The 24,858-nt window shown below is 49.3% G+C and carries 27 protein-coding genes; 19 read left to right on the top strand and 8 right to left on the bottom strand.

What is annotated here, in order from left to right; genetic code table 11:
• The first annotated feature begins 113 nt into the window (after positions 1-113).
• The 4 genes from dacA (at position 114) to lipA (ending at position 3,707) form a co-directional block, all read left to right on the top strand.
• Positions 114-1,325 carry a D-alanyl-D-alanine carboxypeptidase DacA gene (gene dacA / locus FEK66_RS20120; RefSeq protein ID WP_064528971.1) on the top strand — a complete coding sequence of 404 codons (1,212 nt, stop codon included), beginning with the start codon at positions 114-116 and terminating at the stop codon, positions 1,323-1,325.
• 109 nt (positions 1,326-1,434) lie between these two features.
• Entirely contained in the window at positions 1,435-1,698 is a 264-nt protein-coding gene (ybeD, locus tag FEK66_RS20115; protein ID WP_130206481.1) for a DUF493 family protein YbeD, read from the top strand.
• A 99-nt stretch (positions 1,699-1,797) separates the two neighbouring features.
• Positions 1,798-2,439, top strand: a complete 642-nt coding sequence (gene lipB / locus FEK66_RS20110; RefSeq protein WP_130206479.1) for a lipoyl(octanoyl) transferase LipB — start codon at positions 1,798-1,800, stop codon at positions 2,437-2,439.
• Between the two features lie 302 nt (positions 2,440-2,741).
• Entirely contained in the window at positions 2,742-3,707 is a 966-nt protein-coding gene (gene lipA / locus FEK66_RS20105) for a lipoyl synthase (protein WP_000042625.1), read from the top strand.
• Between the two features lie 99 nt (positions 3,708-3,806).
• Here the strand turns inward: lipA and tatE are convergent, their stop codons facing one another.
• Both tatE and FEK66_RS20095 read right to left on the bottom strand, forming a co-directional pair.
• Positions 3,807-4,010, bottom strand: coding sequence for a twin-arginine translocase subunit TatE (gene tatE / locus FEK66_RS20100; protein ID WP_064528973.1), 204 nt, complete (start codon positions 4,008-4,010; stop codon positions 3,807-3,809).
• Between the two features lie 128 nt (positions 4,011-4,138).
• The gene (locus tag FEK66_RS20095; RefSeq protein ID WP_130206477.1) at positions 4,139-4,927 is read right to left on the bottom strand and encodes a deaminated glutathione amidase; all 789 of its coding nucleotides are present in this window, start codon (positions 4,925-4,927) and stop codon (positions 4,139-4,141) included.
• 92 nt (positions 4,928-5,019) lie between these two features.
• Here FEK66_RS20095 and crcB point away from each other — a divergent pair, with 92 nt between their 5' ends.
• Positions 5,020-5,403, top strand: a complete 384-nt coding sequence (gene crcB / locus FEK66_RS20090) for a fluoride efflux transporter CrcB (RefSeq protein ID WP_130206475.1) — start codon at positions 5,020-5,022, stop codon at positions 5,401-5,403.
• A 53-nt stretch (positions 5,404-5,456) separates the two neighbouring features.
• Here crcB and cspE read toward each other — a convergent pair whose 3' ends face one another.
• Entirely contained in the window at positions 5,457-5,666 is a 210-nt protein-coding gene (gene cspE / locus FEK66_RS20085) for a transcription antiterminator/RNA stability regulator CspE (protein WP_000034825.1), read from the bottom strand.
• Between the two features lie 174 nt (positions 5,667-5,840).
• On the bottom strand, positions 5,841-6,401 hold the full coding sequence (gene pagP / locus FEK66_RS20080) for a lipid IV(A) palmitoyltransferase PagP (RefSeq protein WP_135493529.1): 561 nt from the start codon (positions 6,399-6,401) through the stop codon (positions 5,841-5,843).
• 561 nt (positions 6,402-6,962) lie between these two features.
• On the opposite strand from pagP, the gene dcuC reads away from it, so the two are divergent.
• Positions 6,963-8,348: an anaerobic C4-dicarboxylate transporter DcuC gene (gene dcuC / locus FEK66_RS20075; RefSeq protein ID WP_130206471.1), complete on the top strand. Its 1,386-nt coding sequence runs from the start codon at positions 6,963-6,965 to the stop codon at positions 8,346-8,348.
• 38 nt (positions 8,349-8,386) lie between these two features.
• On the opposite strand, the gene dpiA is transcribed toward dcuC, so the two are convergent.
• On the bottom strand, positions 8,387-9,067 hold the full coding sequence (gene dpiA, locus FEK66_RS20070; RefSeq protein ID WP_130206469.1) for a two-component response regulator DpiA: 681 nt from the start codon (positions 9,065-9,067) through the stop codon (positions 8,387-8,389).
• Positions 9,036-10,694, bottom strand: a complete 1,659-nt coding sequence (gene dpiB / locus FEK66_RS20065; RefSeq protein WP_131161034.1) for a sensor histidine kinase DpiB — start codon at positions 10,692-10,694, stop codon at positions 9,036-9,038. Before dpiB ends, dpiA begins: the two co-directional genes overlap by 32 nt.
• Positions 10,695-11,072: 378 nt before the next feature.
• On the opposite strand from dpiB, the gene citC reads away from it, so the two are divergent.
• The 10 genes from citC to uspG all read left to right on the top strand — a co-directional run bounded on the left by citC (position 11,073) and on the right by uspG (position 20,165).
• Positions 11,073-12,131: a [citrate (pro-3S)-lyase] ligase gene (citC, locus tag FEK66_RS20060; RefSeq protein ID WP_135493528.1), complete on the top strand. Its 1,059-nt coding sequence runs from the start codon at positions 11,073-11,075 to the stop codon at positions 12,129-12,131.
• A 14-nt stretch (positions 12,132-12,145) separates the two neighbouring features.
• Complete coding sequence (citD, locus tag FEK66_RS20055; protein ID WP_000700703.1) at positions 12,146-12,442, top strand: citrate lyase acyl carrier protein; 297 nt, start codon at positions 12,146-12,148, stop codon at positions 12,440-12,442.
• Positions 12,439-13,347: a citrate (pro-3S)-lyase subunit beta gene (gene citE, locus FEK66_RS20050; RefSeq protein ID WP_000622357.1), complete on the top strand. Its 909-nt coding sequence runs from the start codon at positions 12,439-12,441 to the stop codon at positions 13,345-13,347. Before citD ends, citE begins: the two co-directional genes overlap by 4 nt.
• Before the next feature lie 10 nt (positions 13,348-13,357).
• Positions 13,358-14,890 (top strand): citrate lyase subunit alpha, encoded by a 1,533-nt coding sequence (gene citF / locus FEK66_RS20045; protein WP_096987655.1) that lies wholly within the window; start codon positions 13,358-13,360, stop codon positions 14,888-14,890.
• A 3-nt stretch (positions 14,891-14,893) separates the two neighbouring features.
• The gene (gene citX / locus FEK66_RS20040) at positions 14,894-15,445 is read left to right on the top strand and encodes a citrate lyase holo-[acyl-carrier protein] synthase (protein WP_000550408.1); all 552 of its coding nucleotides are present in this window, start codon (positions 14,894-14,896) and stop codon (positions 15,443-15,445) included.
• Complete coding sequence (citG, locus tag FEK66_RS20035) at positions 15,420-16,298, top strand: triphosphoribosyl-dephospho-CoA synthase CitG (RefSeq protein ID WP_131161033.1); 879 nt, start codon at positions 15,420-15,422, stop codon at positions 16,296-16,298. Before citX ends, citG begins: the two co-directional genes overlap by 26 nt.
• 50 nt (positions 16,299-16,348) lie before the next feature.
• A complete protein-coding gene (citT, locus tag FEK66_RS20030) occupies positions 16,349-17,812 on the top strand; it encodes a citrate/succinate antiporter CitT (protein WP_130206459.1) in 1,464 nt (487 codons plus the stop codon).
• Between the two features lie 113 nt (positions 17,813-17,925).
• The gene (rna, locus tag FEK66_RS20025; protein WP_130206457.1) at positions 17,926-18,732 is read left to right on the top strand and encodes a ribonuclease I; all 807 of its coding nucleotides are present in this window, start codon (positions 17,926-17,928) and stop codon (positions 18,730-18,732) included.
• A gap of 239 nt (positions 18,733-18,971) precedes the next feature.
• Complete coding sequence (gene rnk, locus FEK66_RS20020; protein WP_130206455.1) at positions 18,972-19,382, top strand: nucleoside diphosphate kinase regulator; 411 nt, start codon at positions 18,972-18,974, stop codon at positions 19,380-19,382.
• 354 nt (positions 19,383-19,736) lie between these two features.
• Positions 19,737-20,165, top strand: coding sequence for a universal stress protein UspG (gene uspG / locus FEK66_RS20015; RefSeq protein WP_130206453.1), 429 nt, complete (start codon positions 19,737-19,739; stop codon positions 20,163-20,165).
• 118 nt (positions 20,166-20,283) lie between these two features.
• On the opposite strand, the gene ahpF is transcribed toward uspG, so the two are convergent.
• Positions 20,284-21,849 (bottom strand): alkyl hydroperoxide reductase subunit F, encoded by a 1,566-nt coding sequence (ahpF, locus tag FEK66_RS20010; protein WP_135493527.1) that lies wholly within the window; start codon positions 21,847-21,849, stop codon positions 20,284-20,286.
• On the opposite strand from ahpF, the gene FEK66_RS25735 reads away from it, so the two are divergent.
• Complete coding sequence (locus FEK66_RS25735; protein WP_165383272.1) at positions 21,848-22,024, top strand: hypothetical protein; 177 nt, start codon at positions 21,848-21,850, stop codon at positions 22,022-22,024. The genes ahpF and FEK66_RS25735 overlap by 2 nt on opposite strands.
• Here the strand turns inward: FEK66_RS25735 and ahpC are convergent.
• The gene (gene ahpC / locus FEK66_RS20005) at positions 22,021-22,584 is read right to left on the bottom strand and encodes an alkyl hydroperoxide reductase subunit C (protein ID WP_000052796.1); all 564 of its coding nucleotides are present in this window, start codon (positions 22,582-22,584) and stop codon (positions 22,021-22,023) included. The genes FEK66_RS25735 and ahpC overlap by 4 nt on opposite strands.
• 372 nt (positions 22,585-22,956) lie before the next feature.
• Here ahpC and dsbG point away from each other — a divergent pair, with 372 nt between their 5' ends.
• A complete protein-coding gene (dsbG, locus tag FEK66_RS20000; protein WP_131161032.1) occupies positions 22,957-23,703 on the top strand; it encodes a thiol:disulfide interchange protein DsbG in 747 nt (248 codons plus the stop codon).
• Positions 23,704-23,910: 207 nt separating this feature from the next.
• A complete protein-coding gene (locus tag FEK66_RS19995; protein ID WP_130206447.1) occupies positions 23,911-24,816 on the top strand; it encodes a LysR family transcriptional regulator in 906 nt (301 codons plus the stop codon).
• Positions 24,817-24,858 lie beyond the last annotated feature (42 nt).

The raw sequence follows: 24,858 nt of genomic DNA, 5'->3' as shown, positions 1-24,858 counted from the left end.
TTCTGTAAATGACGTTAACAAAGTCACGCGGAAAGTCGGATGCCTGGCGGTAGTGCATTTGCTATAGTAGGGCACTTATTTTAAATTCCATCACGGATGTCGTAGTTCAGACCATGAATACCATTTTTTCCGCTCGTATCATGAAGCGCCTGGCGCTCACCACGGCTCTTTGCACAGCCTTTATCTCTGCTGCACATGCCGATGACCTGAATATCAAAACCATGATCCCGGGTGTACCGCAGATCGACGCGGAGTCTTACATCCTGATCGACTATAACTCCGGCAAAGTGCTCGCCGAGCAAAATGCGGATGTCCGTCGCGACCCTGCAAGTCTGACCAAAATGATGACCAGCTACGTTATCGGTCAGGCAATGAAAGCAGGTAAATTCAAAGAATCTGATTTAGTGACCATCGGCAATGACGCCTGGGCCACCGGTAACCCGGTGTTCAGAGGTTCTTCGCTGATGTTCCTCAAACCTGGCATGCAGGTACCGGTTTCTCAGCTTATCCGTGGTATCAACCTGCAATCTGGTAACGATGCTTGTGTTGCCATGGCTGACTTCGCCGCCGGTAGCCAGGATGCTTTCGTTGGTCTGATGAACAGTTACGTTAACGCCCTGGGCCTGAAAAATACCCACTTCCAGACTGTACACGGTCTGGACGCTGACGGTCAGTACAGCTCCGCGCGTGATATGGCGCTGATCGGTCAGGCCCTGATTCGTGATGTCCCTAACGAATACGCTATCTATAAAGAGAAAGAGTTTACCTTTAACGGTATTCGCCAGCTCAACCGTAACGGCCTGCTATGGGATAACAGCCTGAATGTCGACGGAATCAAAACTGGCCATACTGACAAGGCGGGCTACAACCTTGTCGCCTCCGCAACGGAAGGTCAGATGCGTCTGATCTCCGCAGTCATGGGCGGACGCACGTTCAAAGGCCGTGAAACCGAAAGTAAAAAACTGCTGACCTGGGGCTTCCGTTTCTTCGAAACGGTTAACCCACTGAAAGTTGGCAAAGAGTTCGCCTCTGAGCCGGTTTGGTTTGGTAATACTGACCGCGCTTCGTTAGGGGTTGATAAAGACGTTTACCTGACCATTCCGCGTGGCCGCATGAAAGACCTGAAAGCCAGCTACGTGCTGAACAGCAGTGAACTACATGCGCCTCTGCAAAAGAACCAGGTCGTTGGCACCATCAACTTCCAGCTTGATGGCAAAACTATCGAACAACGCCCGCTGGTGGTGTTACAGGAAATTCCGGAAGGTAACTTCTTCGGCAAAATCATTGATTACATTAAATTAATGTTCCATCACTGGTTCGGCTAAAAATTGAACACTTGAAAGTGTAATTTCCGCCCCCATATACTAAGCATCAGTAAAAAACTCCCGCCCTCTGGCGGGAGTTGCTATTTAATTACGTTACGCCGGAGCTGACATGAAAACCAAACTTAACGAACTGCTTGAATTCCCTACTCCTTTTACCTACAAAGTAATGGGGCAGGCGTTACCTGAGCTGGTTGATCAGGTGGTTGAAGTGGTACAGCGCCATGCGCCAGGTGACTACAACCCAACGGTAAAACCAAGCAGCAAAGGCAACTACCACTCGGTATCTATCACTATCAACGCCACTCATATCGAGCAGGTTGAAACTCTGTACGAAGAACTGGGCAAAATCGATATCGTCCGTATGGTTCTGTAATTTGCTTCTCCGTTACCCGGCCTCTGGTCGGGTAACTCCTCTCCCCTCGCTGTGATATAATTTTCCCCACTTTTACTCATTCTCCACGGAGATGCCGTTTTGTATCAGGATAAAATTCTTGTCCGCCAGCTCGGCCTTCAACCTTACGAGCCTATTTCTCAGGCTATGCATGAATTCACCGATACCCGTGATGAAAATACCCTTGATGAAATCTGGTTGGTTGAACACCATCCTGTATTTACCCAGGGACAAGCAGGTAAAGCGGAACATATTTTAATGCCGGGTGATATTCCGGTGATCCAGAGCGATCGCGGCGGCCAGGTAACTTATCACGGGCCGGGGCAACAGGTGATGTATGTATTGCTTAACCTCAAACGCAGGAAGTTGGGCGTGCGTGAACTGGTGACCTTGCTCGAACAAACGGTAGTGAATACCCTGGCCGAGCTGGATATTGAAGCGCACCCTCGGGCTGATGCTCCTGGTGTCTACGTTGGGGAAAAGAAAATTTGTTCGCTCGGATTGCGTATTCGCCGCGGCTGTTCATTCCACGGTCTGGCATTAAACGTCAATATGGATCTTTCGCCATTTTTACGTATCAACCCTTGTGGTTATGCCGGGATGGAAATGGCAAAAATATCGCAATGGAAACCTGATGCGACCACCGATAATATTGCACCACGCTTACTGGCAAATATTTTAGCGCTACTCAAAAATCCTGACGTAGAATATATCCCTGCTTAATTCTCCCTCATAAATGACCCAAATCATATTGGGTCATTGCAGTCAGCGTATTCCAATACTTCGCGGGGAACTGATGCTATCGAATGTGTTTTGAAAAAGTATCGTTACATAGAGTTCACAGTGCCGAACGATAAAATGGCACAAACCAACAACAATTTTACATTTTCGCGACCGCTTTGGCTGCTTTCTGGGCCGTTTCAATGATATACTGCCAGTCGTTAATTCAAAAATAGTTGATAATTACAACAATCTATTGAATTGAAACGCTTTCCTTCGTAATTCGCAACTGGAACACGCACGCTATGAGTAAACCCATTGTGATGGAACGCGGTGTTAAATACCGCGATGCCGATAAGATGGCCCTTATCCCGGTTAAAAACGTGGCAACAGAGCGCGAAGCCCTGCTGCGCAAGCCGGAATGGATGAAAATCAAGCTTCCCGCGGACTCTACACGTATCCAGGGCATCAAAGCCGCAATGCGCAAAAATGGCCTGCATTCTGTCTGTGAGGAAGCCTCCTGCCCTAACCTGGCAGAATGCTTCAACCACGGCACAGCAACGTTTATGATCCTCGGCGCCATTTGTACCCGCCGTTGTCCGTTCTGTGACGTTGCCCACGGTCGCCCGGTCGCCCCGGATGCCAACGAGCCGGTAAAACTGGCGCAGACCATTGCTGATATGGCGCTGCGTTATGTGGTTATCACCTCCGTTGACCGCGATGACCTGCGCGATGGCGGAGCCCAGCACTTTGCGGATTGCATTACTGCCATCCGGGAAAAAAGCCCGGAAATCAAAATTGAAACTCTGGTGCCGGATTTCCGTGGTCGTATGGATCGCGCGCTGGATATTCTGACCGCCACGCCGCCAGATGTGTTCAACCACAACCTGGAAAACGTACCGCGTATTTACCGTCAGGTACGCCCTGGCGCAGATTACAACTGGTCGCTAAAACTATTGGAACGCTTTAAAGAAGCGCATCCGGAGATCCCGACCAAATCCGGTTTGATGGTGGGACTGGGTGAAACCAATGAAGAGATTATTGAAGTCATGCGCGATCTGCGCCGCCATGGTGTAACCATGTTGACACTGGGGCAATATCTGCAGCCAAGCCGCCATCACCTGCCGGTACAACGCTACGTTAGCCCGGATGAGTTTGATGAAATGAAGGCCGAAGCGCTGGCGATGGGCTTTACCCATGCTGCATGCGGTCCGTTTGTCCGCTCTTCGTATCACGCCGACTTGCAGGCGAAAGGGATGGAAGTTAAGTAATCGTGTAATAATTGCTTACATCTGTCTGATAAAAAACCCGCTATCTGAAGCGGGTTTTTTTATCGAACAAGATATTGAGGGAGCGTCCTGCTCGCCACGTCACTCTTTATGAGAGAGCTTTTCAGCCTGAATATCAACGTCTGCGCCTTTTTTAGCCGCAGCGTCATCATCATTCATCGCTTTCTTGAACCCTTTAATGGCCGCTCCCAGGTCTCCGCCCAGCGTACGTAACTTCTTAGTCCCAAACAGCAGAACGACCAGCGCCGCAACTACCAGCAGTTTGGTAATACTAATCTCACCCATAGATACCTTCTTGACATAAAACTGGCAACAGAACGCGCCTTAAAAACCAGAGAATATTAACGGTCATTCGACGCGCGCACACAATAGCAATCTGTAACAAGGTGAATCAAGCGCCGAGTAAAAAAACATCATAATAATTGCGGCGGCGCAAAGCGACGGTTGTTTAAGACGGGAAGTTGCGCGCGCACCTGACGCACACGTTCGGGCGTCACTTCCGCCATAATGAGCGCAGGCATTTCTGCCGCTGCCGCAATGGTGATGCCAAAGGGATCTATAATCCGGCTTTGCCCGATATTTTTGTTCCCGCACTCCCCCGCAGCCACCATATAACAGGTGGTATCCAGAGCACGAGCGGCTAGCAAGGTTGACCAGTGGTGCTCTTTGAGTGGCCCGCGAACCCAGGCCGCTGGCAGGATCAGGATTTCCGCGCCCTGTAATGCCAGGGCTAATGCCAACTCTGGAAAGCGTAAATCATAGCAGGTCATCAGCCCCACTTTCATGCCTTCAACCTCCAGTAAAGGGGCTATTTCATCACCTGCATCCACATGGCGCGATTCCTGAATGGCAAACGCATCATAGAGATGCAATTTGGCATAATGGGCGACAATTTTCCCCGCCTGCAGCGCCACCAGCATATTCCACGCGCGCCCAGGGGTTGAGGGAACATGAATCGTCAGAATCGTCGTCATCATGTTACGTTTACTTTCCCGCAGTAAACGTCCGAGGAATTCCCCTTCCAGCAACTGTGCCGATTTAACTGACAAATTCGGGTCAAGATCGTCGCGCGCCAGAAGCGCTTCCGGCAGGACAAACAGCGATACGTCGTTTTCCGCCGCCTGTGCCATTAACGAGGCGCAAATCTCAGCGTTCTTTTCCCATATTGATGTAACAGCAAATTGTCCTGCGGCAACCAGCATTGCCACCTCCTGTCAGAGTTGTAAAATTCGCCAACGACGAATATTCGGCGTTAAACTTATCACTCATACAAATCAAATAGCAGGATTTAGCTGTGTTACAACTCCTTTTAGCAGTTTTTATTGGTGGTGGTACGGGAAGCGTGGCGAGATGGATGTTAAGTATGCGGTTTAACCCACTGCACCAGGCTATTCCACTCGGAACTCTGGCAGCAAACCTGATTGGGGCATTTATCATAGGAATGGGGTTTGCCTGGTTTAGCCGCATGACTAATATCGATCCGGTGTGGAAAGTATTAATCACCACTGGTTTTTGTGGCGGGCTAACGACCTTCTCAACATTTTCGGCAGAAGTGGTGTTTTTATTGCAGGAGGGGCGTTTTGGCTGGGCGCTACTGAACGTCTTCGTTAACCTGTTAGGTTCCTTTGCCATGACCGCACTGGCTTTTTGGCTATTTTCAGCATCAACCGCACACTGAAGACCAAAAAAAACCCGCTGAATAAGCGGGTTTTGAATTCTTGCTGACGTATCTTACAGAGCGATTACGTTTGCAGCAGAAGGGCCTTTGGCACCGTTAGTGATTTCGAACTCTACGCGCTGACCTTCAGCAAGAGTTTTAAAACCATTAGTCTGGATTGCAGAGAAGTGTACGAACACATCTTTGCTGCCGTCTTCCGGAGTAATGAAACCGAATCCTTTGGACTCATTAAACCACTTAACGTTACCTTTAATCTTAGACATCAAAATTACCTTTACATGAAAAATAGACACAAATGCTGTGTCGGTTACCAGTACACCAATTGTGGTACGCTTTGTCCAGTGCAACTTTACTAAAAAGTGATAAAAGTCGCGTTATTTTTGATGTTAATTTCATTACATGCTGATTTTTAAGGCTTTTATTAAAACGTGACTTGTCTAAAACTGAAACCGTATCCAGGCAAAGTAAACATTGCCATTGTTGTAAGTGCCAGGGATATAGGTCATCTGAAAAGTTGCAGGGCCATAGCCCACAGAAGCCAATGGCAGTATCAGCGGAACAGGTATGTAGTTCCAGTTATCACGCGCCGTCACACCAGCGGTGAATCCCAGACCGACATGAAAGTTTTCATCGGCAAGCGGTCGCCAGGTACTTTCCCAACCGTATCCGGCAATGGGCTCCCATTTATTCCACGAATCCTTAAACGCCATCGCGTACAAACCGTGCCAGTTGCCTTTCTCATCCCAACGTGACTGACCAAAACCGCCACCCCACGGTATTTCGTTATAGCGATCGGTCTTTTCTTTGTCATAAGCGAAACGTGCATGCCAGGTAATGGCGGGAATATACAGATCATGATGTTCTGGCCGCTGCCAGGTTTCTGCGACATTATCTTTAAATGTCGCAATCCATTGCTCTGCACTAGCAGAAACTTCTTCAATGCTGATTAACTGAATAAAAGTAAAGGAAAATACGGTAACACATTTACTAGCGCCCATTAGCAACCACAGAAAACTTATCAAAAATATATTACCAGCATAGCCAAAGAAAAATAAATACAACCTTAACAAGGCAAACATAAAGAATAATCCGAGCGTCTGAAAAATTTATTTCATGAAATTTACTAATAAAACCATCGGATTATTCCGGAGACTAAGAAATATTTTCAGCTAAAGAACAACTCATACAAATAAAAGTTACACCCATAAAAACATTTATCATTCACTTATTTTTCAATTAGATACAATAAAGCCATCAATAAAATCATTGTTTGCATTGCCACATGATACGCATACAGGATTATTTTTTGGACGTACAAAACACCATAAAACAATTAACAAAATTGCATCAATTGTTCATCAGTTCATAAACATCATTATGTTGTATTTACTCCCCCTAAAATAAATTTTGTTATCCAGGTATAAAAACAGCAACATCAATGTCTTAATGACAGCTTTCTTGATTTCAATCAGCACCTGATGTCAATTTATTCGGCATATTTTTTTCTTATTTTAGGATTTTTTTATTATTTATTGTAGATTCTGGAGACAGGAAAGAATATGCAGACATTTATTGAACTCCTTATTGGGGTTGTCGTTATTGTGGGTGTAGCTCGCTACATCATTAAAGGGTATTCTGCCACCGGGGTGCTATTTGTTGGCGGCCTGCTACTGCTGATCATCAGCGCTATAATGGGACACAAAGTTTTACCCTCCAGCCAGACTTCCACTGGCTACAGCGCCACAGATATCGTTGAATACATTAAAATATTACTGATGAGCCGGGGCGGCGATCTCGGTATGATGATCATGATGCTGTGTGGCTTTGCCGCTTATATGACCCACATTGGCGCGAACGATATGGTTGTGAAACTGGCATCAAAACCGCTGCAGTACATTAACTCCCCTTACCTGCTGATGATTGCCGCCTACTTTGTCGCCTGTCTGATGTCACTGGCAGTCTCTTCCGCAACCGGTCTTGGCGTTTTACTGATGGCAACGTTGTTCCCGGTGATGGTGAACGTTGGTATCAGTCGCGGCGCGGCAGCTGCCATTTGTGCCTCACCAGCAGCAATTATTCTCGCACCAACATCTGGTGATGTGGTGCTGGCAGCACAGGCTTCTGAAATGCCGCTGATTGACTTCGCCTTCAAAACAACACTGCCTATCTCAATTGCCGCGATTATCGGCATGGCGATTGCCCACTTTTTCTGGCAGCGTTATCTGGACAAAAAAGAGCACATCTCTCATGAAATGTTAGATGTCAGCGAAATCACAACCACCGCGCCTGCGTTTTACGCCATTCTGCCGTTTACACCGATCATTGGCGTGCTATTTTTTGACGGTAAATGGGGTCCGCAATTGCACATCATCACCATTCTGGTGATCTGTATGCTGATTGCCTCTGTTCTGGAATTTCTTCGCGGCTTTAATACGCAAAAAGTCTTTTCGGGCCTCGAGGTGGCTTACCGCGGCATGGCTGATGCCTTCGCTAACGTAGTAATGTTATTAGTTGCCGCAGGGGTTTTCGCTCAGGGCCTTAGCACCATCGGCTTTATCCAGAGCCTGATCTCAATCGCCACCTCGTTCGGTTCGGCGAGCATAATCCTGATGCTGGTGCTGGTTATCCTGACAATGCTGGCAGCAGTCACCACGGGTTCCGGCAATGCGCCTTTCTATGCCTTTGTTGAGATGATCCCGAAACTGGCACACTCTTCCGGCATTAACCCGGCGTACCTGACAATCCCGATGCTGCAGGCATCAAACCTGGGGCGCACGCTTTCGCCAGTCTCTGGCGTGGTGGTTGCCGTTGCCGGGATGGCTAAAATATCACCTTTTGAAGTGGTTAAACGCACCTCGGTGCCGGTGCTTGTTGGGCTGGTGATTGTCATTGTGGCTACAGAGTTGATGGTGCCCGGTACTACCGCCGCGGTTGCTGGTAAGTAATTTCCCAAGCCGGAGGAGCGCGTCCTCCGGCACTCTCTTCATCCGCTGTGGTAAATGCGCTGCGGCCGACCGACTTTGCCGTGAACAATCTCGGCGATGATCAGATGTCGGCTGGCGCAATATTCAAGATAACGTCTCGCGGTGGTGCGGCTTATGGTCAAAGCCTGCGCTACTGTCTCAGCCGTATGTTGCACACCTGGCTCCTTGAACAGTTTTCTCACTGCGTTTAGCGTCAACGCGTCAATGCCAGTTGGCAGCTCATCCTTTGGTTCACCGCGAGCGTAAGCGTTGAACATCTCATCAATTTGCTTCTGACTGGCGCTATCAATGCTTTCCAGCATGTGTCTACGCTGGCGATAACGAGTTAATGTCTGCCCCAGACGCTCATAAGCGATTGGCTTGATTAAATAATCAAACACACCGCAGCGCACAGCCTCAGATACCGTTTCCATATCGCTGGCGGCAGTGGTAAACACCACATCGCCGGGGTAATGCGTCTGCACCAACTCATGCAACAAATTAATGCCTCTACCATCAGGGAGATAGTTATCCAGCAAGATAAGCCCCGGCTTAAAACGCTCGATCATCATTCGGGCCTGCGCCAGGTTTCCCGCCAGCAATATCTGACTGAAGCCGGGAATGTGACGAATATATTCCGCATGCATTTCTGCCAACGGTGTTTCGTCCTCAACGATCAATAGGGTTAATGGAGCTGTCATCAGGTTTCACTTTCGGAATATAGATTGAAAATAAAGTACCGCAGGGATCATTCTCTTCGAGAGTGATAACACCACCGCAGCGCGTTACATAGCTGGCAATAAGATACAACCCAATGCCATGCTCACCGGGTTCATCAGCACGCGTACTGACGCCCTGCTCAAATATTTTGTCGCGAAGAGACTCTGGAATGCCGCAGCCCTGATCGGCCACTTCAATTACCACGTCGTCGCCTTCATCGCTCAGGTATAATTCGACTGTCTTATTCCCTTCATCACTATGCAGACTGGCTTCGAAGGCATTATCGAGTAAGTTGCCCACTATCGCCGCAAATTCAGTGCTGTCCAGCCCTTGCGGCAGTTGTGAAAGTTGGCTGCCTGGAACAATCGTCATTTTTAGCCCCAGCTCCCGGGCGCGCTGCACTTTACCAAAAAGAAGCCCCGCCACCTGGCGGTCGGCAAATGCTTCACGCAGACTATCAATAAGTTGCTGCTGAGCCCGGGACTCCCCCTGAACCATCGCCAGCACACGATCATACTCTTTCATCTGCAACAGACCATTGAGCGTAGACATCCAATTGAGATGTTCATGACGTAGTGTGCGCAGGCTTTCGACATATTGTTTAATTTGCGTCAGTTGCGCATTAAGGGTAGATATTTCGTCTTTACTACGAAAACTAATAATTGCACCTAGCAAATCATCACCAGAACGAATAGCTTCGCGGTTAGCAATAACGCTCAGACCATTAAAATTCGCCACCACATCCTGACGTTTTTCATCAATTTGTTCGGTAAAGAAATCAGCCGGTCTGACAACCTCTGCAATAGGTCTGCCCAGCCACTGCCGTCCGGGAGAACTCAGCCCCAACATTTTTCTTGCGTTGCGGTTGATGGCAGTAATATGCCCATACGGGTCCACCGCAATCAGCCCTTCATAAACCGAACTAAAAAGTGCCTCTTGCTGGCGGACCACGCGCGCAATCTGCTTTGGTTCCATCCCCATCATCTGGCGGCGGATATGCGCAGCTAAGAACCACGACAGCAGCATCAGAATGCCTAACAGCACGACAAACACGCCCACCATCGGTAATAAAAACTCTGCCCGCCAGCTATCGATTTTACTCACCAGATACCCCACCGACACCACGCCAATGACTTTGCCATCGTCATCAAAGATCGGCGTTTTGGCGCGCATTGCCATACCTATCGACCCTTTGCCGGTGATGAAGTAACTCTCCCCTCTTTCCAGCGCTCCCGGTTTGGTAAACTGCATGGGGTAACCAATCTTTTCCGGATTAGGATGGTAAAGGCGGATCGAATCCCGGTCACCAATCACCACATAATCGAAGTCGGTGTCTCTTTGCAATTTGTTGGCGATAGTCGCCAGCCGTTTGTAGTCACGCATTTTCACTGCGGTGATGATACTGTCATTGGAGGCAATAATTTTCGCCTGATTCATTGCCATGTCACGAACATGAAGCGTTAAATAGTCCTCAAAGCTGGCCGTAAAATATTGCGCCAACGCAGCGATGACAAATATCGAGAACACCAAAATCAGCAAAAAAATACGCAACGGGAACGCCAGTCGTTGGAAAAAAGCAAACTGTTTATTCTCATTAAACTGCAACATTGTTTTCCTTGCGGGGTAAGCCCTGTTTTTTGGCGGATGTAATTAAAATGTTGAATCTCGATTTATAAATATCAAATATGATCGTGACAAATTTCATTCATTAAATCAATTAAATCAATTAAACCTACGGGTCAATTCGTAATTACATTAATTAAAAAACTTAAAACCATTAAATAAATAAAAAACCACTAACTCTATGTGAAATAAATCAAAATTTCACGATGCAATACTCCTTAGGATGTATGGCGAAAGGAGAAACAGAAATACCTCACTCACAACCCTTTCTCTCAACTGAAAATAAAAGGTTGTCAATTTGCCACATCGAACAACATTTGTTGCAAATCGATAACAACATGCACCTTCAGGATACTATTTATTATGTTCGGCAATGATATTTTCACCCGGGTAAAACGTTCAGAAAATAAAAAGATGGCGGAAATTACCCACTTTCTGCATGAAAATGATTTGAGTGTTGACACCACGGTCGAAGTATTTATTACCGTAACCCGTAACGACCGCCTTATTGCCTGCGGCGGAATTGCCGGAAATATCATTAAGTGCGTCGCTATTAGTGAATCAGTTCGTGGTGAAGGACTGGCGCTGACATTAGCCACCGAACTGATAAACCTCGCCTATGAACGGCACAGCACGCATCTGTTTATTTATACCAAAACCGAATACGAGGCGCTGTTCCGTCAGTGCGGTTTCTATACGTTAACCAGCGTACCTGGCGTGATGGTGTTGATGGAAAATAGCGCCACACGTCTGAAACGCTATGCCGAATCGCTGAAGAAATTCCGTCATGAAGGGAAGAAGATTGGCTGTATCGTCATGAACGCCAATCCCTTTACTAACGGCCACCGTTATCTGATTCAACAAGCTGCGGCACAGTGCGACTGGCTGCATCTGTTTTTAGTCAAAGAAGACTCTTCACGCTTTCCCTATGACGACCGGTTAGAGCTGGTGTTAAAAGGCACCGCCGATATTCCGCGCCTGACCGTGCATCGCGGCTCCGAGTACATCATCTCCCGCGCCACGTTCCCCTGCTACTTCATTAAAGAACAGAGCGTCATCAACCATTGTTACTCCGAAATTGACCTGAAAATTTTCCGTCAGTACCTCGCGCCCGCGCTGGGCGTTACTCACCGCTTTGTTGGTACTGAACCCATTTGTCGCGTGACCGCTCAGTACAACCAGGATATGCGCTACTGGCTGGAAACACCGACCATCTCCGCACCGCCCATCGAACTGGTTGAAATTGAGCGACTGCGTTACCAGGAACTGCCGATATCCGCCTCCCGGGTACGTCAACTGCTGGTGAAAAATGATCTCACGGCTATCGCGCCACTGGTCCCGGCACCCACTCTGCATTACTTGCAGAATCTGCTTGAACACGCCCGCCAGGACGCGGCAGTTCGTCAAAAGACCCCCGCATAAGAAACAGGTGAAAAATGAAAATAAACCAGCCCGCCGTTGCAGGCACCCTTGAGTCTGGGGATGTGATGATACGCATCGCCCCACTCGATACGCAGGATATCGACCTGCAAATCAACAGCAGCGTTGAGAAACAGTTTGGCGATGCGATTCGCACCACCATTCTGGACGTTCTCGCCCGCTATAACGTGCGCGGCGTACAGCTGAATGTCGATGACAAAGGCGCACTGGACTGCATTTTACGTGCACGACTGGAAGCCTTGCTGGCACGCGCCAGCGGTATCCCGGCGCTGCCATGGGAGGATTGCCAATGATTTCCGCTTCGCTGCAACAACGTAAAACTCGCACCCGCCGCAGCATGCTGTTTGTGCCTGGCGCCAATGCCGCGATGGTCAGCAACTCCTTCATCTACCCGGCTGATGCTCTGATGTTCGACCTCGAAGACTCCGTGGCGCTGCGTGAAAAAGACACCGCACGTCGCATGGTCTACCACGCGCTGCAACATCCGCTGTATCGCGATATTGAAACCATCGTACGTGTTAACGCACTGGATTCTGAATGGGGCGTTAACGACCTGGAAGCCGTCGTTCGCGGTGGCGCAGACGTTGTGCGTCTGCCGAAAACCGATACCGCTCAGGACGTTCTGGATATCGAAAAAGAGATCCTGCGTATTGAAAAAGCCTGTGGTCGCGAACCAGGCAGCACTGGGCTGCTGGCGGCGATTGAATCTCCGCTGGGCATTACCCGCGCGGTGGAAATCGCTCATGCTTCCGAGCGTTTGATCGGTATCGCCCTCGGTGCAGAAGACTACGTGCGCAACCTGCGTACAGAACGCTCTCCGGAAGGAACTGAACTGCTGTTCGCTCGCTGCTCTATTTTGCAGGCCGCACGTTCTGCGGGTATTCAGGCGTTCGATACCGTCTATTCCGACGCCAACAACGAAGCTGGATTCCTGCAAGAAGCCGCCCACATCAAACAACTGGGCTTTGACGGCAAATCGCTGATCAACCCGCGTCAGATTGATCTGCTGCACAACCTCTACGCTCCAACCCAGAAAGAAGTGGATCACGCACGCCGCGTCGTAGAAGCCGCTGAAGCCGCCGCTCGCGAAGGCCTTGGCGTCGTTTCCCTGAACGGCAAGATGGTTGACGGTCCGGTTATCGATCGCGCCCGTCTGGTGCTCTCCCGTGCAGAACTTTCCGGCATCCGCGAAGAATAAGGCAATCAAAATGACGCAGAAAATTGAACAATCTCAACGACAAGAACGGGTAGCAGCCTGGAATCGTCACGCTGAATGCGATCTTGCCGCTTTCCAGAACTCGCCGAAACAAACCTATCAGGCTGAAAAAGCGCGCGATCGCAAACTGTGCGCCAACCTGGAAGAAGCCATTCGTCGTTCTGGTTTGCAAGATGGTATGACCGTCTCCTTCCACCATGCTTTTCGTGGTGGTGACCTGACCGTCAATATGGTGATGGACGTCATCGCGAAGATGGGCTTTAAAAACCTGACCCTGGCGTCCAGTTCCCTGAGTGATTGCCATGCGCCGCTGGTAGAACATATCCGTCAGGGCGTGGTAACCCGCATTTATACCTCCGGTTTACGCGGCCCACTGGCAGAAGAAATCTCCCGTGGCCTGCTGGCTGAACCGGTGCAAATCCACTCCCACGGCGGTCGCGTGCATCTGGTACAGAGCGGCGAACTGAACATCGACGTCGCTTTCCTCGGCGTCCCGTCCTGCGATGAATTCGGTAATGCCAACGGCTACACCGGTAAAGCCTGCTGCGGCTCCCTCGGCTATGCAATGGTTGATGCCGACAACGCAAAACAGGTCGTGATGCTCACCGAAGAACTGCTGCCTTATCCGCATAATCCGGCAAGCATTGAGCAAGATCAGGTTGATTTGATCGTCAAAGTTGATCGCGTTGGCGATGCCGCGAAAATCGGTGCTGGCGCAACCCGTATGACCACTAACCCGCGCGAACTGCTGATTGCCCGCAGCGCTGCGGATGTGATTGTCAACTCTGGCTACTTCAAAGAAGGTTTCTCCATGCAGACCGGCACCGGCGGCGCTTCGCTTGCGGTAACCCGTTTCCTGGAAGACAAAATGCGTAGCCGCGATATTCGCGCCGACTTCGCCCTCGGTGGCATTACCGCAACGATGGTTGATCTGCACGAAAAAGGTCTGATCCGCAAACTGCTGGATGTGCAGAGCTTTGACAGCCACGCTGCGCAATCGCTGGCCCGTAACCCGAATCACATCGAAATCAGTGCCAACCAGTACGCTAACTGGGGCTCTAAAGGCGCATCGGTTGATCGTCTCGACGTGGTGGTACTGAGCGCGCTGGAAATTGATACCCAGTTCAACGTTAACGTGCTGACCGGCTCTGACGGTGTGCTGCGTGGCGCTTCCGGCGGTCACTGCGATACCGCAATTGCCTCTGCGCTTTCCATCATTGTTGCGCCGCTGGTGCGCGGTCGTATCCCTACTCTGGTGGATAACGTGCTGACCTGCATTACCCCAGGGTCCAGCGTCGATATTCTGGTCACCGACCACGGCATCGCTGTTAACCCGGCACGTCCGGAACTGGCAGAACGTCTGCAGGAAGCAGGCATAAAAGTGGTTTCCATTGAGTGGCTGCGCGAACGTGCGCGTCTGCTGACCGGTGAACCACAGCCGATTGAATTCACCGACCGCGTCGTTGCCGTCGTGCGCTACCGCGATGGCTCGGTGATTGACGTTGTGCATCAGGTGAAGGAATAAGCCATGCACCTGCTCCCTGAACTCGCCAGCCACCATGCGGTTTCAATTCCCGAGTTGCTCGTCAGCCGGGATGAAAGGCAAGCACGGCAACACGCCTGGCTCAAGCGCCATCCTGTTCCACTGGTCTCCTTTACCGTGGTTGCGCCGGGTCCGATTAAAGACAGCGAGGTCACACGCCGAATTTTTAATCATGGCGTGACAGCCTTGCGTGCCTTAGCCGCAAAACAGGGCTGGCAAATTCAGGAGCAGGCTGCACTGGTTTCCGCCAGCGGGCCGGAGGGCATGTTGAGCATTGCCGCTCCAGCTCGCGACCTCAAGCTCGCCACGATTGAGCTTGAACATAGTCATCCTCTCGGGCGTTTATGGGATATCGATGTCCTGACGCCCGAAGGCGAAATTCTCTCCCGCCGCGATTATTCGCTGCCGCCTCGCCGCTGCCTGCTATGCGAGCAAAGCGCAGCCGTCTGCGCGCGCGGGAAAACCCACCAACTGACCGATTTACTCAACCGCATGGAGGCGCTGCTGAACGATGTCGATGCCTGCAACGTCAACTAAAACCACAAAGCTTGCTGCGTCATTAATCAATGAATACGCCCTGCTGGGCTGGCGCGCCATGCTGACTGAAGTCAATCTGTCACCGAAACCAGGCCTGGTAGATCGCATTAACTGCGGTGCGCACAAAGATATGGCGCTGGAAGATTTCCACCGTAGCGCACTGGCGATCCAGGGCTGGTTACCCTGTTTCATTGAATTTGGTGCCTGTAGTGCAGAAATGGCACCGGAAGCGGTACTCCACGGATTACGCCCAATTGGTATGGCCTGTGAAGGCGATATGTTCCGCGCCACTGCGGGCGTAAACACCCATAAAGGCAGTATTTTTTCTTTAGGGCTACTGTGCGCGGCGATTGGCCGTTTGCTTCAGCTCAACCAGCCGGTAACGCCCACAACCGTTTGTTCGACGGCGGCAAGTTTCTGCCGTGGTCTGACCGAGCGCGAACTGCGTACCAATAATCAACAACTGACCGCAGGTCAACGGTTGTACCAGCAACTTGGCCTTACCGGCGCGCGCGGTGAAGCCGAAGCAGGTTATCCACTGGTGATCAACCACGCCCTACCGCATTACCTCACTCTGTTGGATCAGGGGCTAGATCCTGAACTGGCATTGCTCGATACCTTGCTCCTACTGATGGCTACCAACGGCGATACCAACGTTGCATCGCGCGGTGGTGAGGGGGGCCTGCGCTGGCTACAGCGCGAGGCGCAAACACTATTGCAAAAAGGGGGCATTCGAACCCCCGCCGATCTCGATTATCTCCGGCAGTTCGACAGGGAGTGTATCGAACGAAATCTCAGTCCAGGCGGCAGTGCCGACCTGCTGATCCTTACCTGGTTTTTAGCACAGATTTAATGATTTAAGCACTTGATAAATTTGGAAATATTAATTTTCGGAGAACCCGTATGTCTTTAGCAAAAGATAATATATGGAAACTATTGGCCCCACTGGTGGTGATGGGTGTCATGTTTCTTATCCCTGTCCCCGACGGTATGCCGCCGCAGGCATGGCATTACTTCGCTGTGTTTGTGGCAATGATTGTCGGAATGATCCTCGAGCCAATCCCGGCAACAGCGATCAGTTTTATTGCGGTTACTATTTGCGTGATTGGCAGTAATTACCTGCTCTTTGACGCCAAAGAATTAGCTGACCCAGCGTTTAATGCGCAAAAACAGGCGCTGAAATGGGGGCTGGCTGGTTTTTCCAGTACCACAGTCTGGCTGGTATTTGGCGCATTTATCTTTGCATTAGGATATGAAGTTTCTGGATTAGGCCGTCGTATTGCCCTTTTCCTGGTGAAATTCATGGGGAAACGCACGCTGACGTTGGGTTATGCGATTGTCATCATCGACATTCTGCTGGCGCCGTTTACACCGTCCAACACCGCGCGTACCGGGGGTACGGTTTTCCCGGTCATTAAAAACCTGCCGCCGCTATTTAAATCATTCCCGAACGATCCGTCCGCGCGTCGTATTGGCGGCTATTTGATGTGGATGATGGTCATTAGTACCAGTCTTAGCTCCTCTATGTTTGTCACTGGTGCAGCACCAAACGTGCTGGGTCTGGAGTTCGTCAGCAAAATTGCCGGTATCCAGATTAGCTGGTTGCAGTGGTTCCTCTGCTTCCTGCCGGTTGGGGTTATCTTGCTTATCATTGCGCCGTGGCTTTCCTACGTGCTGTACAAACCGGAAATCACACACAGTGAAGAAGTGGCAACCTGGGCGGGTGATGAACTAAAAACCATGGGGGCGCTGACACGCAGAGAGTGGACGCTGATTGGCCTTGTGTTGCTCAGCTTAGGTTTATGGGTATTTGGCAGCGAAGTGATTAATGCCACTGCGGTTGGCCTGCTGGCTGTTTCGCTGATGCTGGCGCTGCACGTTGTGCCGTGGAAAGACATTACCCGTTATAACAGCGCATGGAACACGCTGGTCAACCTGGCAACGCTGGTCGTCATGGCTAATGGCCTGACTCGTTCCGGATTTATCGACTGGTTCGCCAGCACCATGAGTACGCATCTGGAAGGTTTTTCGCCAAATGCGACGGTTATCGTCCTCGTGCTGGTGTTCTATTTTGCTCATTACCTGTTTGCCAGCCTGTCAGCGCACACCGCAACCATGCTGCCGGTCATTCTGGCGGTCGGTAAAGGTATTCCGGGCGTACCGATGGAACAACTGTGTATTCTGCTGGTGCTGTCTATCGGTATCATGGGCTGTCTGACCCCATATGCTACTGGCCCAGGTGTGATTATTTACGGCTGCGGCTATGTGAAATCAAAAGATTACTGGCGTCTTGGGGCTATCTTCGGGGTGATTTATATTGCCATGCTGCTTCTGGTAGGCTGGCCGATTCTCGCCATGTGGAACTAATACGTTCGCCAAACGCTGAATAAATCACCGCGCCCGCCAGGTTAGCCAACCTGGCGGGCTTTTTTATGATTTAATAGATAGTATTCAGTGCATGTATGAGTTCCACACCCACTATGAAAATATTCTGGCGTAACGCCGCTTTACTGGCGGCTTCTCTGCTCCCCTTATCTTCTGTCAACGCCGCTGCATTACAGGCAAAACAGTATGGCGATTTTGATCGTTACGTTTTAGCTCTTTCCTGGCAAACCGGGTTTTGCCAGAGCCAGCACGACCGAAATCGTAACGAACGCGATGAGTGTCGACTGCAAACCGAAACGAGCAACAAAGCTGATTTTCTGACCGTACATGGTCTGTGGCCAGGATTACCTAAATCGGTTGCTGCGCGTGGCGTTGATGAACGCCGCTGGATGCGCTTCGGCTGCGCCACTCGCCCAGTCCCAAACCTGCCGGAAGCGCGCGCCAGCCGGATGTGTTCTTCACCGGAAACAGGGTTATCGCTGGAAACAGCAGCTAAATTGAGTGAAGTTATGCCGGGCGCAGGTGGTCGTTCCTGTCTGGAACGTTATGAATACGCGAAACACGGTGCCTGCTTTGGTTTTGATCCGGACGCTTACTTCGGGACGATGGTACGTCTGAATCAAGAGATCAAAGAGAGCGCAGCCGGAAAATTCCTCGCTGATAACTACGGTAAAACCGTGAGCCGCAGTGACTTTGACGACGCCTTTGCCAAAAACTGGGGGAAAGAGAACGTCAAAGCGGTCAAGTTAACCTGCCAGGGTAATCCGGCGTATTTGACTGAAATCCAGATTTCAATCAAAGCTGATGCCATCAATGCGCCGCTCTCGGCAAGCTCATTCTTGCCACAACCTCACCCAGGCAACTGTGGCAAAGCCTTTGTGATTGATAAAGCAGGTTATTGAGATCCAGCGCAGCGGACGTTGATCCATCACGAAAATTTATCCCTTACGCTGTTTTTCGATTAAGATTTATACAAATCGCTCAGCATTAAGGAATTACCTGAATGTGATGTAAATCACTTCAAAGAGTGAGCAACAGTCAGTATCATCATATGAGCTAAACCCTCGCCGCCTGACGGTGAGGGTTTTCTTTTGGGTATGTTTATCTGCGACAATCGCAGTACCGACGACATGGAGTAAAAATGTCCAGACCAACAATCATCATTAACGACCTGGATGCCGAACGCATCGATATTCTGCTGGAGCAACCTGCCTATGCCGGTTTGCCAATCGCCGACGCGTTAAACGCAGAGTTGGATCGCGCCCAAATGTGTTCGCCAGAAGAGATGCCACACGATGTGGTGACGATGAACAGCCGGGTTAAATTCCGCAATCTTAGCGATGGCGAAGTCCGTGTGCGTACACTGGTGTATCCGGCAAAAATGACCGACAGCAATACTCAACTTTCCGTTATGGCTCCGGTTGGTGCCGCACTGCTGGGGTTGCGCGTTGGCGATACCATCCACTGGGAACTTCCGGGCGGCGTTGCTACCCACCTTGAAGTGCTGGAACTCGAATACCAGCCTGAAGCCGCTGGCGACTACCTGCTTTAATCCCATCTGCACAAGCGTTATTCGCTTTGCCCGGAGGATGCTTCTGCATCCTCTTTCCGCTCAAATATCAACCAGATTTATCATTTTGCTCTTCACCGCTGCGTTCTAATCTGAACAAGTTATCCACCAGCGGATCCCCCTATGAGCGAAGCTCTCGGTATTACTGCGTTTTATATATTCATTGCAGCAATTCTTGTTGTGGCAGTGCTATATCTTGAGCAACGCTGGTAGTAGCTGACTTAATCCATTTTCCAGATCAATTGCTATCCCAGATCAAATCAACTTCGCAAATCATAGAATCATAATCAATAATATGCTGTTATATGTTCATGCAATAGCAAGGAGGGAATGCTTATGTACAAAACAATCATTATGCCAGTAGACGTATTTGAAATGGAATTGAGCGACAAAGCCGTTCGTCACGCTGAATTTCTCGCCCAGGATGATGGCGTAATTCATTTACTCCATGTATTACCGGGCGCCGCAAGCCTTAGTCTGCACCGTTTTGCTGCTGATGTGCGTCGTTTCGAAGAACATTTGCAACATGAAGCCGAAGAACGCTTACAGACAATGGTCGGCCATTTCAATATTGATCCATCCCGTATCAAACCACATGTCCGTTTTGGTAACGTGCGAGATGAAGTGAACGAGTTAGCTAAAGAACTGGATGCGGATGTTGTGGTTATCGGTTCGCGAAATCCATCGATTTCAACCCATCTGTTAGGTTCCAACGCTTCCAACGTGATCCGCCACGCCAATCTGCCGGTATTAGTCGTTCGTTAACAAATTAACGCATTTATGACGCCCTGCCCTGAGCAATCCCGGCAGGGCGTTTTTTATAAAAAAAGCCGCCAGGTTTGACCCCGGCGGCTAAGCAATTGCAGGTGAATCTTACTTCTTCTTATGCAGTTTTGGTGCGAATCAGGTAGTCAAAAGCGCTCAGAGAGGCTTTAGCACCTTCGCCAGTAGCGATGATGATCTGCTTGTACGGAACCGTCGTACAGTCACCGGCAGCGAACACGCCTTTGACGTTGGTTTCGCATTTCGCATCAATGATTATCTCACCCATACGATTACGTTCTACTGCGCCTTCCAGCCAGTTGGTGTTCGGCAGCAGACCAATCTGGACGAAAATACCAGCCAGTTCGATGTTGTGAACATCGCCGCTGACACGATCACGATATTCCAGACCTACGACTTTGCTACCGTCGCCTTTCACTTCCGTGGTTTGCGCATTCAGAATGATGTCGACGTTTTTCAGGCTGCGCAGTTTATCCTGCAGAACCTGGTCAGCTTTCATTTCTGGGGCAAATTCCAGCAGCGTTACGTGTTCAACAATCCCTGCCAGGTCGATTGCTGCTTCCACACCGGAGTTGCCGCCGCCGATAACCGCTACGCGTTTGCCTTTAAACAGTGGGCCGTCGCAGTGCGGGCAATAGGTTACGCCTTTGGTGCGATACTGATCTTCGCCCGGAACGTTCATGTTGCGCCATTTTGCACCGGTCGCCACGATAATGCTGCGAGCTTTCAGTACCGCGCCGGAAGCCGTTTCAATCTGATGCAAACCGCCTTCAACCGCTGCCGGGATCAGTTTGCTCGCGCTCTGGCTATCAATCACATCAACATCGTATTCATCAACGTGAACCTTCAGCGCGCCTGCCAGTTTTTGGCCTTCGGTTTTCGGCACAGAGATGTAGTTTTCGATATCAACAGTATCGAGGATCTGACCGCCAAAACGTTCGCCCATCAGACCAGTACGGATGCCTTTACGTGCGGAGTAAATTGCTGCCGCAGCCCCTGCCGGGCCAGAACCGACAATCAGCACATCGTAAGCGTCACGCTTGTTCAGCTCTTCTGCTGCACGTTTTTCAGCGCCAGTATCGATTTTGGCGACGATTTCGGAAATAGTCATGCGGCCCTGACCAAACTCTTTCCCGTTTACGAACACTGCCGGAACGCCCATCACGTTGCGATCGGTGATTTCGTTCTGGAAGGTGCCGCCGTCAATTGCAGTGTGCTTGATGCGCGGGTTCAGTACGCTCATCAGGTTCAGCGCCTGCACCACGTCCGGGCAGTTGTGGCAAGAGAGCGAATAATAAGTTTCGAATTCAAAATCTCCGTCAATATGGCGAATCTGCTCCAGCAGAGACTGCGCTTCTTTCGACGGATGACCACCGGTCCACAGCAGCGCCAGTACCAGCGAGGTGAACTCATGACCCAGCGGGGAGCCTGCAAAACGCGGCCCCTGGTTGGAACCTGGGTTGGTGATCAGGAAAGACGGCTTACGCACCGGCAAGCTGTTATCTTCTTTAAAGGTGACTTTGTCTGACAGTTCTGCGATTTCAGCCAACAGTTCCTTGATTTCTGCCGATTTAGCGCTGTCATCCAGCGTGGCAATCAACTCAACAGGCTTGGTCAATTTCTCAAGGTAAGCCTTGAGTTGAGTTTTCATATTTGTGTCGAGCATGTTTATCTCCTGGGCTTTAAACATCATCATGCAAGCGGCCTTCATCGGCTACCTGGATGCAGCTTGCATCATGATGCGGGGAAGAAAATCGGGTGCCGCAGCACCCGAAGAATTAGGTGAATTTCCGAAGTATTTCGCGCCGGAGTTGGTAGCGCGAAAGACGAAGGAAATTTAGATTTTACCAACCAGGTCCAGAGACGGAGCCAGAGTTGCTTCACCTTCTTTCCATTTAGCCGGGCAAACTTCACCTGGGTGAGAAGCTACATACTGAGCAGCTTTGATTTTACGCAGCAGGTCAGACGCGTCACGGCCAATGCCTTCAGCGGTAACTTCGATTGCCTGGATGATACCCTGCGGGTCAACAACGAAGGTCGCACGGTCAGCCAGACCTTCATCTTCACGCATGTTGTCGAAGTTACGGGTCAGGGCGCCAGTCGGGTCGCCGATCATCGCGTATTTGATTTTCGCGATGGTTTCAGAGCTGCTGTGCCATGCTTTGTGGGTGAAGTGAGTATCGGTAGATACTGCGTATACGTCTACGCCCAGTTTCTGCAGTTCTTCGTAATGGTCTGCAACGTCGCCCAGTTCGGTCGGGCATACGAAAGTAAAGTCAGCCGGGTAGAAGAAGAAGACGCTCCAGCGGCCTTCGGTATCTTTCTCGGTGATTTCGATGAATTCGCCGTTTTTGAATGCCTGGTTTTTAAAAGGTTTAATTTTGGTGTTAATCAAGGACATCTATACTTCCTCCGTGTTTTCGATGAGATGTAAGGTAACCAATTTTTGCCGATTCGGCTAATGCGTTTCCATTATCAAATCGATAAGTTTTACCTTACAACCTTCGTAAGACAACTTTGTGAACTTTGCACCGCCAGCGGCGATAAAAGTAAAATGGGCCTCCTTTCCAGGTGGCCGCGTAACCTGAACTACCCTTTGGTATCTTCAGCGCCTGTTCAGCAGGCTGCGGTGTTGCGATGACGACCGCAATGCCGAGAGGGATTACAACACCCTCATAAACAAAGGGCAATCACCTGTTCTAAGCTCTTACCTATGACAGTGATAGGTTATACCTTTTACTCAAATTTTGCACTGACTGAAAAGGACAAATTAATGTTAAAAAAGATAATTTTTTTTACCCTGCTACCGGGAATCGTTTACGCCGAAGAGCTTCCCGCCCCCGTAAAAGCGATTGAAAAACAGGGGATTACGATTATTAAATCGTTCGATGCGCCAGGCGGTCTGAAAGGTTATCTGGGGAAATATCAGGACATGGGGGTCACTATCTACCTTACGCCAGACGGTAAACATGCCATCTCTGGCTATATGTACAACGAAAAGGGAGAAAACCTCAGTAACGCTCTTATTGAAAAAGAGATTTACGCGCCTGCCGGACGCGAAATGTGGCAGCGTATGGAACAATCAAACTGGCTACTTGACGGTAAAAAAGACGCGCCGATCGTGGTTTATGTTTTTGCCGATCCTTTCTGCCCATATTGCAAACAATTCTGGCAACAAGCACGCCCGTGGGTTGATGCCGGTAAAGTACAGATTCGTACTTTGTTGGTTGGCGTGATAAAACCAGAAAGCCCCGCCACCGCAGCGGCAATCCTCGCGTCTAAAGATCCGGCAAAAACGTGGCAAGAATATGAAGCATCTGGCGGCAAATTAAAGCTGAACCTCTCCGGGAACGTTACACCTGAACAGATGAAGATTCTCAGTGCCAACGAGGCGTTGATGGACGAACTGGGTGCAAATGTCACCCCTGCGATTTATTACATGAGCCCAGAAAAAACATTACAGCAGGCTGTTGGATTACCAGATAAAAAGACCTTAAACATTATTATGGGGAATAATTAACATTCAATTCATGGATAACTGAAATACATATCACTTTTCAGTTATCCAAATAATAGCAAGTATTGCTCACCTCACGCATATCAACTATGCTAGTTTAGAAAAACTTAATCATAGATTAAGCAAAACAACATAATATATTGAAATACATAAAGCCATATCATTGACTTGATGAATATCATGAAAACAAGTATATGAATGGAGTACATCATGGCTAATCTTTACGACCTAAAAAAATTTGATTTAAACTTACTTGTCATTTTTGAGTGCATCTATCAACATCTCAGTATTAGCAAGGCAGCTGAATCGTTATACATAACACCTTCTGCAGTAAGCCAGTCTTTACAACGTCTACGAGCGCAATTTAATGATCCCTTGTTTACTCGATCCGGTAAAGGGATTGCACCAACAACAACGGGTTTAAATTTGCATCATCATCTTGAGAAAAACCTTAAAAACCTTGAACAAACCATCAACATTGTCAATAAATCTGAGCTAAAGAAAAAATTTATTATTTACGGCCCGCAACTTATTTCCTCAACGAACAGTAGCCTTTTGATCGGATGTCTCCGACAAGATTCGTCCGTAGAAATTGAACATCATGACATTATGATGTCAGCAGAAAGTGCCGAAGATTTATTAGCTTATCGCAAAGCAGATCTGGTCATCACATTAACGCCAGTTATCAGTCGCTCGGTGAGCTGTGTACCTTTTCAATCGATACGCAATACACTTATCTGTAGTTCATCCCATCCGAGAATAACGGAATACAGCAGCCGCGAAGAAATTCTTGATGAAGAGTTTACTTTTCTGATATCAAAAGCATCTGGACTTGAAGATTTTCAGATGGAAATAGAAGCGCTTCTGACAAACCGAAAAATAGCATTCCGTAGTTCTTCGCTGTTTACTATCATCAATACTATTGCGGTAACCGATTTATTGGGCATTGTTCCCGTTGAGTTATATCGCAGCAATCAAAAGAACCTACAATTAAAACAAATAAAGCTAGAGCAAAACCTACCCTCTAATACGCTTTATATCTCCTATAACAAATCATCATTAAACAATCTGGGATTCTCCCGATTTATTGATCGCTTAAATGATAATTTATCCTGAACACCGTTCAATAAGGACAATGCTCCTCATAAAAAATTCAGC

Source organism: Escherichia sp. E1130 (genome assembly GCF_005781065.1).
In the GTDB taxonomy this organism is placed as follows: Bacteria; Pseudomonadota; Gammaproteobacteria; order Enterobacterales; family Enterobacteriaceae; genus Escherichia.
This window is presented reverse-complemented; position numbering and strand designations above follow the sequence as displayed.

Excerpts from the sequence above, each read along its gene's own strand:
- dacA (WP_064528971.1), top strand. The coding sequence starts at position 114 with ATGAATACCATTTTTTCCGCTCGTATCATGAAGCGCCTGGCGCTCACC.
- ybeD (WP_130206481.1), top strand. The coding sequence starts at position 1,435 with ATGAAAACCAAACTTAACGAACTGCTTGAATTCCCTACTCCTTTTACC.
- lipA (WP_000042625.1), top strand. The coding sequence starts at position 2,742 with ATGAGTAAACCCATTGTGATGGAACGCGGTGTTAAATACCGCGATGCC.
- tatE (WP_064528973.1), bottom strand. The coding sequence starts at position 4,010 with ATGGGTGAGATTAGTATTACCAAACTGCTGGTAGTTGCGGCGCTGGTC.
- FEK66_RS20095 (WP_130206477.1), bottom strand. The coding sequence starts at position 4,927 with ATGCTGGTTGCCGCAGGACAATTTGCTGTTACATCAATATGGGAAAAG.
- cspE (WP_000034825.1), bottom strand. The coding sequence starts at position 5,666 with ATGTCTAAGATTAAAGGTAACGTTAAGTGGTTTAATGAGTCCAAAGGA.
- pagP (WP_135493529.1), bottom strand. The coding sequence starts at position 6,401 with ATGGGCGCTAGTAAATGTGTTACCGTATTTTCCTTTACTTTTATTCAG.
- dcuC (WP_130206471.1), top strand. The coding sequence starts at position 6,963 with ATGCAGACATTTATTGAACTCCTTATTGGGGTTGTCGTTATTGTGGGT.
- dpiA (WP_130206469.1), bottom strand. The coding sequence starts at position 9,067 with ATGACAGCTCCATTAACCCTATTGATCGTTGAGGACGAAACACCGTTG.
- dpiB (WP_131161034.1), bottom strand. The coding sequence starts at position 10,694 with ATGTTGCAGTTTAATGAGAATAAACAGTTTGCTTTTTTCCAACGACTG.
- citC (WP_135493528.1), top strand. The coding sequence starts at position 11,073 with ATGTTCGGCAATGATATTTTCACCCGGGTAAAACGTTCAGAAAATAAA.
- citD (WP_000700703.1), top strand. The coding sequence starts at position 12,146 with ATGAAAATAAACCAGCCCGCCGTTGCAGGCACCCTTGAGTCTGGGGAT.
- citE (WP_000622357.1), top strand. The coding sequence starts at position 12,439 with ATGATTTCCGCTTCGCTGCAACAACGTAAAACTCGCACCCGCCGCAGC.
- citF (WP_096987655.1), top strand. The coding sequence starts at position 13,358 with ATGACGCAGAAAATTGAACAATCTCAACGACAAGAACGGGTAGCAGCC.
- citX (WP_000550408.1), top strand. The coding sequence starts at position 14,894 with ATGCACCTGCTCCCTGAACTCGCCAGCCACCATGCGGTTTCAATTCCC.
- citG (WP_131161033.1), top strand. The coding sequence starts at position 15,420 with ATGTCGATGCCTGCAACGTCAACTAAAACCACAAAGCTTGCTGCGTCA.
- citT (WP_130206459.1), top strand. The coding sequence starts at position 16,349 with ATGTCTTTAGCAAAAGATAATATATGGAAACTATTGGCCCCACTGGTG.
- rna (WP_130206457.1), top strand. The coding sequence starts at position 17,926 with ATGAAAATATTCTGGCGTAACGCCGCTTTACTGGCGGCTTCTCTGCTC.
- rnk (WP_130206455.1), top strand. The coding sequence starts at position 18,972 with ATGTCCAGACCAACAATCATCATTAACGACCTGGATGCCGAACGCATC.
- uspG (WP_130206453.1), top strand. The coding sequence starts at position 19,737 with ATGTACAAAACAATCATTATGCCAGTAGACGTATTTGAAATGGAATTG.
- FEK66_RS25735 (WP_165383272.1), top strand. The coding sequence starts at position 21,848 with ATGTTTATCTCCTGGGCTTTAAACATCATCATGCAAGCGGCCTTCATC.
- ahpF (WP_135493527.1), bottom strand. The coding sequence starts at position 21,849 with ATGCTCGACACAAATATGAAAACTCAACTCAAGGCTTACCTTGAGAAA.
- ahpC (WP_000052796.1), bottom strand. The coding sequence starts at position 22,584 with ATGTCCTTGATTAACACCAAAATTAAACCTTTTAAAAACCAGGCATTC.
- dsbG (WP_131161032.1), top strand. The coding sequence starts at position 22,957 with ATGTTAAAAAAGATAATTTTTTTTACCCTGCTACCGGGAATCGTTTAC.
- FEK66_RS19995 (WP_130206447.1), top strand. The coding sequence starts at position 23,911 with ATGGCTAATCTTTACGACCTAAAAAAATTTGATTTAAACTTACTTGTC.